Origin of the sequence: Bacillus sp. AR13-1 (genome assembly GCF_008042285.1) — a bacterium.
Taxonomy (GTDB): Bacteria; Bacillota; Bacilli; order Bacillales; family Bacillaceae_G; genus Bacillus_A; species Bacillus_A mycoides.
The window spans coordinates 43,613-55,378 of the sequence record NZ_QNUA01000043.1 but is presented as its reverse complement, the minus strand read 5'-3'; the positions used below and the strand labels follow the sequence as shown (position 1 = coordinate 55,378).

15 protein-coding genes and 1 pseudogene are annotated in these 11,766 nt (G+C 37.3%); 2 read left to right on the top strand and 14 right to left on the bottom strand.

Annotated features, from left to right (window positions below):
* Positions 1 to 8 precede the first annotated feature (8 nt).
* The 9 genes and pseudogenes from flhB to DN408_RS26570 form a co-directional block, all read right to left on the bottom strand.
* Positions 9 to 1,055 (bottom strand): flagellar type III secretion system protein FlhB, encoded by a 1,047-nt coding sequence (gene flhB, locus DN408_RS26610; RefSeq protein WP_147740447.1) that lies wholly within the window; start codon positions 1,053 to 1,055, stop codon positions 9 to 11.
* 10 nt (positions 1,056 to 1,065) lie between these two features.
* Positions 1,066 to 1,827, bottom strand: coding sequence for a flagellar biosynthetic protein FliR (locus tag DN408_RS26605; protein WP_001055697.1), 762 nt, complete (start codon positions 1,825 to 1,827; stop codon positions 1,066 to 1,068).
* Positions 1,828 to 1,842: 15 nt separating this feature from the next.
* Positions 1,843 to 2,118, bottom strand: coding sequence for a flagellar biosynthetic protein FliQ (locus DN408_RS26600; protein WP_002011993.1), 276 nt, complete (start codon positions 2,116 to 2,118; stop codon positions 1,843 to 1,845).
* A gap of 33 nt (positions 2,119 to 2,151) precedes the next feature.
* A complete protein-coding gene (locus DN408_RS26595; RefSeq protein WP_002126633.1) occupies positions 2,152 to 2,910 on the bottom strand; it encodes a flagellar type III secretion system pore protein FliP in 759 nt (252 codons plus the stop codon).
* Positions 2,907 to 3,227, bottom strand: a complete 321-nt coding sequence (locus DN408_RS26590; protein ID WP_000121176.1) for a hypothetical protein — start codon at positions 3,225 to 3,227, stop codon at positions 2,907 to 2,909. Before DN408_RS26590 ends, DN408_RS26595 begins: the two co-directional genes overlap by 4 nt.
* Positions 3,228 to 3,239: 12 nt before the next feature.
* Entirely contained in the window at positions 3,240 to 3,599 is a 360-nt protein-coding gene (gene fliN / locus DN408_RS26585) for a flagellar motor switch protein FliN (RefSeq protein ID WP_002064660.1), read from the bottom strand.
* Positions 3,600 to 3,609: 10 nt separating this feature from the next.
* A complete protein-coding gene (gene fliM, locus DN408_RS26580) occupies positions 3,610 to 4,596 on the bottom strand; it encodes a flagellar motor switch protein FliM (protein ID WP_002141147.1) in 987 nt (328 codons plus the stop codon).
* 14 nt (positions 4,597 to 4,610) lie between these two features.
* Positions 4,611 to 4,835: a flagellar motor switch protein FliN gene (locus DN408_RS26575; RefSeq protein WP_000775712.1), complete on the bottom strand. Its 225-nt coding sequence runs from the start codon at positions 4,833 to 4,835 to the stop codon at positions 4,611 to 4,613.
* Between the two features lie 86 nt (positions 4,836 to 4,921).
* Positions 4,922 to 5,518 (bottom strand): annotated as a pseudogene (locus tag DN408_RS26570) (lytic transglycosylase domain-containing protein); the annotation flags it as partial.
* 424 nt (positions 5,519 to 5,942) lie between these two features.
* Between DN408_RS26570 and DN408_RS26565 the strand changes: the two are divergent.
* Together DN408_RS26565 and DN408_RS26560 are read left to right on the top strand one after the other, a co-directional pair.
* Positions 5,943 to 7,016, top strand: coding sequence for a flagellin N-terminal helical domain-containing protein (locus DN408_RS26565; protein ID WP_078178241.1), 1,074 nt, complete (start codon positions 5,943 to 5,945; stop codon positions 7,014 to 7,016).
* Between the two features lie 255 nt (positions 7,017 to 7,271).
* Positions 7,272 to 8,072 (top strand): flagellin N-terminal helical domain-containing protein, encoded by an 801-nt coding sequence (locus DN408_RS26560; RefSeq protein WP_078178242.1) that lies wholly within the window; start codon positions 7,272 to 7,274, stop codon positions 8,070 to 8,072.
* 79 nt (positions 8,073 to 8,151) lie between these two features.
* Here DN408_RS26560 and DN408_RS26555 read toward each other — a convergent pair whose 3' ends face one another.
* Genes DN408_RS26555 through DN408_RS26535 form a run of 5 tightly spaced genes read right to left on the bottom strand, consistent with a single transcriptional unit; the run spans position 8,152 to position 11,749 of the window.
* Positions 8,152 to 9,204 (bottom strand): P-loop NTPase, encoded by a 1,053-nt coding sequence (locus DN408_RS26555; protein ID WP_078178243.1) that lies wholly within the window; start codon positions 9,202 to 9,204, stop codon positions 8,152 to 8,154.
* Between the two features lie 20 nt (positions 9,205 to 9,224).
* Positions 9,225 to 9,713 carry a cyclic pyranopterin monophosphate synthase MoaC gene (gene moaC / locus DN408_RS26550; protein ID WP_078178244.1) on the bottom strand — a complete coding sequence of 163 codons (489 nt, stop codon included), beginning with the start codon at positions 9,711 to 9,713 and terminating at the stop codon, positions 9,225 to 9,227.
* 36 nt (positions 9,714 to 9,749) lie between these two features.
* Positions 9,750 to 9,986: a molybdopterin converting factor subunit 1 gene (gene moaD, locus DN408_RS26545; RefSeq protein WP_078178245.1), complete on the bottom strand. Its 237-nt coding sequence runs from the start codon at positions 9,984 to 9,986 to the stop codon at positions 9,750 to 9,752.
* 4 nt (positions 9,987 to 9,990) lie between these two features.
* Positions 9,991 to 10,455 carry a molybdenum cofactor biosynthesis protein MoaE gene (locus tag DN408_RS26540; RefSeq protein ID WP_078178246.1) on the bottom strand — a complete coding sequence of 155 codons (465 nt, stop codon included), beginning with the start codon at positions 10,453 to 10,455 and terminating at the stop codon, positions 9,991 to 9,993.
* A complete protein-coding gene (locus tag DN408_RS26535; RefSeq protein WP_078178261.1) occupies positions 10,436 to 11,749 on the bottom strand; it encodes a molybdopterin molybdotransferase MoeA in 1,314 nt (437 codons plus the stop codon). Before DN408_RS26535 ends, DN408_RS26540 begins: the two co-directional genes overlap by 20 nt.
* Positions 11,750 to 11,766 lie beyond the last annotated feature (17 nt).

Here is an 11,766-nt window from a genome sequence, read left to right as displayed (position 1 = left end):
ACGCGCTATTATACTTCAAGTTCTTTTGTTTGAATTAAATAGCGCATAACTTCAATTACAGCTACATATAAATCTTCTGGAATCGTCTCATCTTCCTCGACTTGATAATATAAAGAACGAGCGAGCGGACGGTTTTCCACCATTGGTATTTCTTGTTCACGGGCAAGCGTTCGTATATATAATGCGAGCTCATCTTCCCCTTTTGCAACGACAACAGGCGCCGCATCAACTTGTTTATTGTAACGAAGCACCACTGAAATATGCGTCGGGTTGTTCACAATAAACGTTGCACCATCCATCTTCTTCGCGATTGTCCCTTGCAAGATGGCATGCATAAAGTTTTTTCGTTTCCCCTTTACTTGCGGGTCCCCTTCATTATCTTTATGCTCTTGTTTCACTTCTTCTTTTTTCATCTTAATATCTTGTTCGTACTCCCATTTTTGATAAATGAAATCAATAATAGAAAGAATGATTAAAATAATTAAAATGGCTAAAAAGATAAATTTAATTTGGCTAATAATTTCAGTAAGTGACGCTGTCCAGTTAAATCCAATCATACTAACAATCTTCTCTAAATTCTTTTTAAAGAGAACGTACGAAACGTAACCGATTAATCCCATATAAAACAGTGATTTCAAAATATCTACTAAACTTTTACGACTAAACAATCTCGTAAAATAGTTTTTCGGATTAATACGTGATGCTTTCGGCTTAAGTACTTTAGAAGAAAATAAGAAACCGACTTGAATCATATAATTGAATAAATGAAAAGCGTATACGAGTATTAATATAGGAGCTGATACTTTCAGAAGTAATATGCCCATTAAATAAAAATACTCGGTCGAATCTGTATTTTTTCCAATTTGATCAAACAGCACCGCTACGGAATTCGCAATCTCAAAACCGAGCCAATCTCCGAAGAAGTAAACGACAACTGCTAATACAAGAATGGAAAATAAATTATTTAAATCTTTACTCCGGGCGATATTCCCTTCTTCACGCGATTTTTTACGCTTCTGCGGGGTGGCCTTTTCTGTTTTATTATCCTTTGCCATGCGCGTCCCCCTACTTCGTTAAGAAAAAGTTAAATAGTTTCGTATACTCTTCCAGTAATACGTCTGTCATATTTTTAAACACATAACCGAGCATCGGTACACTCATCGCAATAAACAAAATACCACACGTTATTTTAATTACGTACGCATTCATAAAAACGTTTAATTGCGGTGCATTTTTTGCGATTAAAATAAGGACGAAATTAATAATGAATAGACTGCCCATAAGTGGCAAAGCAATTTCAACCGCTGATGTAATTGCAAATAATAACGTTGCGAGTAGACTATCTAAAAAACTAGTCGTCAACAATTTTGAAATCGCCTCTGTATATTGAAACGACTTTAAAATCGTGGCAACGAAATAGTTAATGCCGCCCAGTGAAATAAAAATAATAAGAAAAAATATATCAAAAATTGTTGATAGTAAAGTAGACTGTGATCCTGCATTCACATCAAATAAACTCGCCTGCGATAAACCGATATCAAAGTCTAAAATATGCCCTGCCATTTTCGGAATGTTCCACAGCATCTCTACAATTTTTGAAAGTGATAATCCAATTACAATTTGCGTTCCTGCATAAGCTGCTACATCCCAAACTGTCTTTATGTGAGAGACATCCACTTGATCTGCCACTGTAATCGAAAGAGCGAGTCCAAATGTAACCTTTGCCATCGCCGGAATTGATCGGCCTGAGAAAAACGGTAGAAAATATAAAAATGAAGTAATGCGACAAAACGCAAAAAACGTCGCCGCCCATAATTCCATATTCATTTCAGTTCACCTATCTTAGTACGAACGCAATAGCGATGGGATTTTATCAAATAAATCTAAAATAAGCATCGTTAACTCTTGAAACATCCACGGACCTAAAATGATAATAACGAGCACAATACTCGCCATTTTCGGTAAAAACGTCAGCGTTTGCTCTTGAATTTGCATCATCGCCATAATAACGGCGATAATAATAACGACAATCATACTTACAACGGCAATCGGCATTAAAATCATAACCCCTTTATAAAAAAAGGTTTGGAAAATATCTATAATTGGTGACGTATTCATTTATATGACTCCTATCACATAGCATCAAACGCTTCAGGCGACCGTCTTAAACATAATATCGACGATTTTTGTATATCCACCTAAATATACGAAAACAAGTATTTTAAATGGTAAACTTAAAATCATCGGCGGTACCATCATCATCCCAAGGTACATTAAAAGTGTACTAATAATTAAATCAATAAAGACAAACGCTAAATAAATGAACATCCCCGTTAATAAACCTTTTTGAATTTGCGTTAACGTAAAGGATGGCACAAGCGTAAACAATGAAAGATCCTTTAAATCTTTCGGCAACTCTTCTCCACGCACTTTCAGCATCATTTTCAAATCATGCTTATACGTATGCTTCGACATATAATCTTTCATAATCGGAGCTGTCGTTTCCGCAGCTTGACTTACTGTTATTTTTTCTTTCGTCATCGGGTCCCACACATCACTCTTTAATTGACCAAGCACTGGCTGCATTGTAAACAGCGATAAAAATAATGCGAGTCCAACAAGCACTTGGTTCGGTGGTAAATTCATAACCCCAAGCCCTTGACGAGTAATCCCAAGAACAATCATAAAATAAGTAAAATGCGTAAATAAAAGAACGATAGAAGAAGATAATGATAGAAGGGTAACGAGCGCGAATAGTTGTACACTTGAATTACTCGTAAACTCTTTTCCATTTTCGAAATTAATAAAGCCGTTCGGGGCTGCATACGCTGGATTTACAAAAACAAATGAAAAAATAATAGAAAATGCGAAAATAACGGCAAATAACGATAACTGTTTCTTTATTCTCATGATGGATCCTCTACTTTTTTCGTTTCACTCTTCACCGCGTCTTCTAGCGCTTGTTGAAACTGATTTCCTGTTCCTGTTAATTGTACTGATTGTACACCGTTATTACTTATAACAGTAAACACTTGCTTCCCGTCCACTTCAAATAAAAAGGCGCTCGTTTGATGATTTAAATAAACACCATCTTTCACTTGAATATGGCCGTTTTCACCTTGCTTAAAAAACTGCTGTTTGCGCGTCTTTTTCGTCATATAATATGCACCATAGCCGAGCGCACCAAACAGTAAAACGACTTGAAATAAGGTCGTCATATACGACATATGACTCCTCCTCTACTCTTTATCCTGCATTTGATTTTGCGCCTTCATAAGCGCCGCGTGTTTCTTGTCAGCTTCAATTTCAGAAATAATAATGCCAAACTTCTCGTCCATTACTATTGCCTCACCAATACCGACTTTCATATCACTTAAATATACATCTACTTTATGTCCTAAATTTTTCTCTACTTCAAGAACATCGCCAACTTTTAATTGTTTCACATCGCCAAGCTGAATCGATGACTTCCCAAGCTTTACACCAAGTTCAATCGAAATATCCGAAACGGTATCAATATGCGCTTTACCCGCTTCATTTCGCTTCCCTGCAAATTCTTCTAATCCCATTAATGACACAGGAGATACTTCATGCTTCATATGGATCCTCCTACTCTATAAAACTTTTAAATAGGAGCGCCTTACGCGTTCCATCTTTCCCAATAAAACAATTAAATTTATGTTTCCCATCTACATAACCACGTAGTTGATCTGAAACTTTCGTATGAAGCGGAATAATATCGCCTTCTTCAATTTTCTCAATCTCACCAATCGTCATCTTTTGCTCACCAATCGCAACGTGAACAGGTTTGTACACTTGATTTACTTTCACTTCTACTTCAGACGTATACTTTTTACGCTTATCCGAAGAATGTTCGACAATATTTTCAGACGTTAACTTATCCATAATCTCTTCAACAGATAAGAACGGAATACCAATACGAACCGTCGTATTCCAAAACTCTGTTTTCATATTTACGTTCAGTAATGAAATAATATCGCTTGCCGTCGTAATCTTAAGCGCATTCGGATCTGTCTCCGTCGTTACAAACTTCGGTTCAATCGCAACAACGCTTTCAAATGATTGCTCTAAATTTTTACAAAGAAGCAAGAATATATTATCAAGCGTTAAAAACTCAAACGCCGTTAGCGGTCTGCGCATCGTAAAGTTACGCTTACTATCTCCGCCAAGCCAGCATTCATGAATATAAATGACGAACGCTAAATCAATCTCAATAACAATTTCTCCAAGCTCTGGTAAACCTAGATCTATCACGCAATATAAATAATAATCTTTCGGCATTTTCTCTACATACTCACTCGTAAATGGAACTTGCTCAACCGTTGAAGGCTCTAGTTCAATTGGAATACGCATACGAGCTGACAACGTCTGTGACGTCTGCTTTCCAAATGTAGACGCAATTGCCTGCAAACTACGTAAATGTTCAACACCAAACTTCTCTGGTCTATTAAAATCATACTCTTGAAATTTATCTTGCTTCCCTGCTTCTTGTGCGAAAGCTGGCATTTCCTCGCCTTCATTCACCGCCTTCAGCAGGGCATCAATTTGCTCTTGGCTTAATTTTTCGCCACTCATGACAATCCCCTTCCCTACCTTTTCAATTCAACGATTTCAACGTACATTTTCCCATTCTTCGTCAAAATCTTTCCGGTTCCAATCTCTTCATTCTCAAGCATAAGACGCACCGTATTTTTCGTTGAATTTTCAAGACGATACAATGTACCTTTCGTAATATGAAGCAGATCTTCAATTTTCTTTTTCGTATTTCCGATTTCAAAATAAATTGTTAACGGAATATCATCTTGTAATTTCAAATCTAGCCAACTCCCATATCATGTTCACAAAAATTTCATGTTCTCTATTTATATAATGAAATTTTCTATTTCGAAACGTCGATATTTAATATTTTTTTAATATACCCTTGCGTTTCTTTAAATGGTGGTACGCCTCCGTACTTTCTCACATTACCAGGACCAGCATTATAAGAAGCAAGCGCCAATACTAAGTCACCGTTATTTTTCTTTAAATAACCGCTTAACTCTTTCACACCGCCCTCAATACTTTCAGCTGGTGAAAATGGACTTTTTATACCCATCTCTTTCACATTCGCTGGCATAAGCTGCATCAGCCCCATCGCCCCTGCATGTGACACCGTTTTCGGATTAAAATTAGACTCTACTTCAATCATTTTTTGAATTAACGTTTTCGGAATTCCATATGTATTACTTACGCGATCAATAATATCCTCATACTTACCTTCATTTGAAGAACGTATTTTTTGAATATTATATTTATTCGTTAACCCCCACGTATCAGCAGCCTCATTTTTCGTTTCTGGAAAACGTCGTTCAAACTCTTTTTGTGCAACTTGCACTTCATCTACTTGCTTCGTTTCAGCTTTTTCCTCAGGCTTACTCGCTTCCTCTACTTTATTAATAGATTCTTCCGGTTTATTAACAACCGTTTCTATTTTCGTAGATTGTACCGGCTGACTCATATCTTCTACTTTTGCCGTTTGCGGAGTAACCTTCGTCTCCTTCGCAGTTTCACTCTGCAATTGATCTTGGAAACGACTACTAACGAACGCCTGTGGACTACTTAACTTTTGCTGAATTTGTCCTTTTTTATATGCAAGAACTTCTTTTACTATATTTCCAACTACCATAATATCACCTTTTCGGTAAACAAAGATAATCTAATATTAGAGTTTTTTTAAAAAGTTTGCAATAATCCTTTTAATAATATTTTAATAAAAAAATGAATAGATTGTTAAACTGTTATTTTTTTATATTCATTAATTCGAATTTTTAGTTGACACCCGTTGTAGCAAGGCTTACAATAAATCTCGAAATCGATTTTTTCGCATATTACCGTTTTTCAATTTGCAGAAAAGTCAATATAAAAAAATGGGGGTTCTTAACATGAGAATTAATACAAACATTAATAGCATGCGTACTCAAGAGTACATGCGCCAAAACCAAGCAAAAATGAGCAACGCTATGGACCGTTTATCTAGCGGTAAACGTATCAACAACGCTTCTGACGATGCAGCAGGTCTTGCAATCGCAACTCGTATGCGTGCTCGTGAAAGCGGATTAGGAGTAGCAGCTAACAACACACAAGACGGTATTTCATTAATCCGTACAGCTGATTCAGCAATGAACTCAGTATCTAACATCTTACTTCGTATGCGTGACCTTGCGAACCAATCTGCAAATGGTACAAATACATCTGAGAACCAAGCAGCTCTAGATAAAGAATTCGGCGCATTAAAAGAGCAAATCAATTACATCTCTACAAACACTGAATTCAATGATAAAAAATTATTAGATGGTTCTAATGAAACTATTGCAATTCAAACATTAGATAACGCTGATGAAGGTAAGAAAATTGATATTAAATTAGCAAACGTGTCTACAGCATCATTAAATATTGATAAACTAACAATTGGTGGCGCAGCACAAAAAACAATTGATGATGTTGCAGGCAAATTTACTGCACTTTCAACAACAGCTACTACTGACAAAGCTACTTTAAAAACTGAAGTTGATGCTGTTATGAAGGAATTCGATAAAGTTAAAGGATCTATGTCTGCAGCAGATGCTAAAGTGGTAACTGATAAATTAGCAGCCTTCAATACTGCGGCTGCTGGTGATGAAGCTACAGCTGCAAAAGCTTTAGGTAGTGCATTTGATAAAACAAAAGTAAATGTTGCTAATCCTAATGCTGCTGTCGCTGCAATTGACTCTGCACTAGAAAACATTGCATCTAACCGTGCAACTCTTGGTGCTACATTAAACCGTCTAGACTTTAACGTAAACAACCTTAAGAGCCAATCTTCTTCTATGGCTTCAGCTGCTTCTCAAATCGAAGACGCTGACATGGCGAAAGAAATGTCTGAAATGACTAAGTTCAAAATCTTGAACGAAGCTGGTATCAGCATGCTTTCTCAAGCAAACCAAACTCCACAAATGGTTTCTAAATTATTACAATAAGCCATTTGAGTTAGTTTCATGAATAAACCTCTCTGCTTGCGGAGAGGTTTATTTTTTCTATATAGACAGATTTAAAGACTTTTTTTTAGCCTGGAGAGAAGCTCCAGCCACATTTAGAAGCGGTCAGGGCTTATTTTGGCCTCGTCCCGTGTATGAAAACAAAAAGATAAAGTTGAGCATAAGTCCTTTTTTCTTTTCATAGCCATTTATTTGCTTTAGAACACTGACTATATCAATCTATAAGGAGTGTCCATTATGCGTATTGGTACGAATGTTTTGAGTATGAATGCTAGGCAGGCGTTGTATGAGAATGAGAAACGTATGAATGTTGCGATGGAGCATTTGGCGACTGGTAAGAAGTTAAATGCTGCTTCTGATAATCCAGCAAATGTTGCGATTGTGACTCGTATGCATGCGAGAGCGAGTGGCATGCGCGTTGCTATTCGTAATAATGAGGATGCAATATCAATGCTTCGTACAGTGGAAGCTGCTCTTCAAGCTGTTACGAATATTTTACAGCGTATGCGTGATTTAGCTGTTCAGTCTACCAACGGTACAAATTCAAATAAAAACCGTGATGCACTGAATAAAGAGTTTCAATCTCTAGCAGAACAAATTGGCTATATTGGTGAGACAACTGAGTTTAACGATTTATCCGTATTTAATGGAGAAAACCGTTCTATTACGTTAGATGATATCGGTCATACGGTAGATATAACGAAACATATTCCCCCTTCCCCCACAAAACATGACATCAAGATTTCAACAGAACAAGAAGCAAGAGTGGCGATTCGTAAAATTGAAGAGGCTTTACAAAATGTATCACTTCACCGTGCTGATCTGGGTGCAATGATAAATCGTCTGCAATTTAATATGGAAAATTTAAGTAGTCAAAGTACAGCGTTAACAGATGCTGCTTCTCGAATTGAAGACGCGGATATGGCGCAGGAGATGAGTGATTTTTTAAAGTTTAAATTATTAACCGAAGTTGCGCTTAGTATGGTTTCGCAGGCTAATCAAATTCCACAAATGGTTTCTAAGTTACTACAATCTTAACCTTTAAAATTATTAAAATAACTCCATAAAAAATAAAAGTGGGATACATACGTGCTATGTATCCCACTTTTCTATCCATCTATCCTTTATAAATAAGATCTTCTGCTAAAGAATTAAACATTTCCCCAACGAGTGAATCTTCATCATATACACACGAGCCATTATTCTCTTCACGCTTCGCAAACGGTATTTGGGCGATTACTTCTGTTTGCAGTTGTTCTGCTAACATTTCGCCGCCACCTTTTCCGAAGAGGTAGTTTCTTGACCCATCTTTTTCTTCGTAATATGCCATGTTTTCAACGATACCTAAAATATCGTGTTTCGTATTTTTTGCCATCACTCCTACTCTAGATGCGACAAATGATGCTACGTTATGAGGCGTTGTAACGATAATTTCCTTCGCTTGTGGAATCATGGCAGCGACATCTATCGCAACGTCTCCTGTTCCTGGTGGTAAATCTAGAAGAAGATAGTCTAGTTTTCCCCAGTGTGTGTTCGCAAGGAAGTTTTGAATCCATTTGTTTAACATTGGTCCTCGCCACATTACTGGGTTATTCCCTTCTGTGAAGAATCCCATCGACATAATTTTAACACCGTGACTAACGACTGGAAGTGCGGTTTGATCGATCATCGTTGGCTTTTCATTCGTTTCCATCATTGCCGGGATACTGAACCCGTATATATCTGCATCTAAAATCCCAACCTTTTTACCCATACGCGCTAAAGCAGTAGCAAGGTTAATCGTCACAGTTGATTTACCAACTCCTCCTTTTCCGCTCGTTACAGTAATAAAACGTACTCCTGAATCAGGTCGAAGCATACTAGGCATTCCAGTTTCTGTTCTAGCTTCTTTCTTTAAAGACGCTGTTAATACCGCACGTTCTTCTGGTGTCATTGAGCCAAATGTTAAGGAAACTTTCGATGCTCCAATGTTTCGAAGTGAGTCTTCAATATCTTGTTGTATTTTTGCTTTCAGCGGACAACCTTGAATTGTTAAAATTACTTCTAGCCCAACTTCTGTACCATTTATTTTTATATTTCTAACCATGTTTAATTCCACAATACTTTTGTTTAACTCTGGATCTTCTACATGGCTTAAAGCGTTCATAATCTGTTCGTGAGTAATCATCATACACATTCCTTCCATTGTAATTATTTTATCTTGTGAAAAAAGTCTCCGCTTTTTCCGCCCGTTTTTTGTACTAAATATGTTTCTTTCATAACCATCGTTTTATCAACAGCTTTGCACATATCGTAAAAAGTAAGGGCGGCAATCGATACGGCAGTTAATGCTTCCATTTCTACACCTGTTTTCCCACTACATTTTACTGTAGCTCGTATGATTAATTCATAGCCATCAGTTTTCTTTTCATAATGAAACGTAAAGTCTGTTCCTTGGATTAATATCGGGTGACACATCGGGATTATATCCGCTGTTTTTTTAGCACCAATTATGCCAGCAACTTGTGCTACTTGAAGCGGGTCTCCTTTTTTCAACCCACCACTTTGAATTGCTTCAAATAATTCATTTGATAAAGAAATTGTACTTTGCGCAACAGCTGTGCGTGTTGAAATGTCCTTTTGAGAAATATCAACCATTTTAGCTCTTCCCTCTTCATTCCAATGCGAAAATTCAATCATAATGATCCTCCTTATGCAATATTCAAATAGAAAGAATTAACCTCCACTTACAGGCGGGATAAACGCGATAGTATCTCCAGGTTTTACAACATCTTCGTCCGTTACAAATTCTTCATTGATTGCTACCATAACTTTTTCCAGCGTCTGTAAGTGATAGTTTTCTTTCAACCATTTTTTCAATTGATGAACAGTCATCTCTCGTTTATTGATTATTGCTAACCTCTCTGAGCCGACTTCTTCTCGTAAATTTGCGAACAGTAAAATTGTAATCATTTTCTCATTCTTCTTTCTTTGGTTTTCCTTCTGGATACGGAGTATTTTCAAGTTGATCACCAATCCACTCCGTTCCATCTTCCCAAAATTCTTTTTTCCAAATTGGGACGATTCTCTTTATACGTTCAATTGCGTATTCATTCGCATCGTACGCTACTTTACGATGCGGCGACGATACTGCAATGACAACGGCAATATCCATTATTTCTAGTCTTCCTACTCGGTGCGTAATTGCTATTTTTGCATCTGGCCAATGTTTCTTAATTTCTTCTCCAATTTCAGTAAGCTTTTTTACTGCCATCGGTTTATATGCTTCATACTCAAGATGTAACGTTCGTTTCCCTTTCGTTAATTCTCTAACTGTTCCAATAAAAGTTGTAATTGCCCCTGCTTCTCGTCTTGCTATTTTATTCGTTACTTCTTCCACTACAATCGGAGTATCGACAATTTCAAATCGTGCTTGTCCCATCAAAACCTCTCCCTACTTTACGGAATGTCCACGGCCATTCACTACCTTCGTTATCTTCTAATAAGAGAATGTCTACAAACATCCCTTTCTTATATCCTCTCGTACCACCTAGTAATACGATAAAAATGTTTGATTCTGCTAATGAAGAGACGGAACTAGATTTATCAAATCCTGATGGATAAGCGATTAGTTGTCCTTCGTTATACTTCAGCTTACCTCGTACAAATCTTGTAAATGGATTAGGTTTTAGAAAGTCTTCTTCGAGCATTGCTTTTTCTCGTTTTACATGTGGTGTTTCGCTAAACATATACGCACGAATGCTAGATCTTACGAACAATTCAAAGCCTACGTAACAAGCAGATGGATTACCTGATAATCCGAATAATAATTTTCCGTTTAATTGCGCTACAGTCGTGACACTTCCCGGCCGCATGGCTACTTTATTAAAAAGAACCGACGCACCTAACTTTTCGTATATAGCTGGCAAATAATCGTAATCTCCTACTGAAACACCACCAGTTGTAATTAACATATCCACTTCGCTTAACGCTCTTTTCACTGCTTCGTAGCACGTATTCAAATCGTCACTAAACTTCCCGAAGTATTTTACTCTTCCACCTGCTCTTCGAATTTGAGACGATATCATATACGTATTACTATTTCGGATTTTCCCAGGTTGTAGTTCTTCATTTACATCGAGAAGTTCACTCCCAGTCGCTAATAGTCCAATTATGGGCTTTTTCGCTACTGGCACTTCGCTATAACCGAATGTAGCAAGAAGAGCTGAAATACCCGGATTAATGTAACTACCTCTTTTTGCGAGAACGGTTCCTTTCTGAACATCTTCACCTTGAAAGGATATATTGTCCCCTTCTTTAAATGAGCGTCTCACTTCCATATAGCTTTTTCCGATATTCTCATATTGACGATGACGAGTTAGTTCTAGCATGACGACCGCGTTACATCCTTTCGGAATTTGTGCCCCTGTCATAATTCGAACAGATTGAAAGGCGCCGACTTCTTTATGGAATACGGAACCTGCTCCAATTTCACCGATGACTTCAAATACGATTGGATTCTCACGACTAGCTCGTAAAGTATCTTCTGCCCTAATAGCAAATCCATCATATGGCGAGCGATTGAATGAAGGGACATCGTGATCCGCTACGATATCGTCTGCTAACGTACGTCCGTATGCTGATTCCAGTGGTACTAGTTCTTTTACACCACAATTAGCAAATGCCATCACTTTACGAACAGCCTCTTCAACTGTAATTGGCACTCTTCTTTCCATCATTACCAATCCCTCTC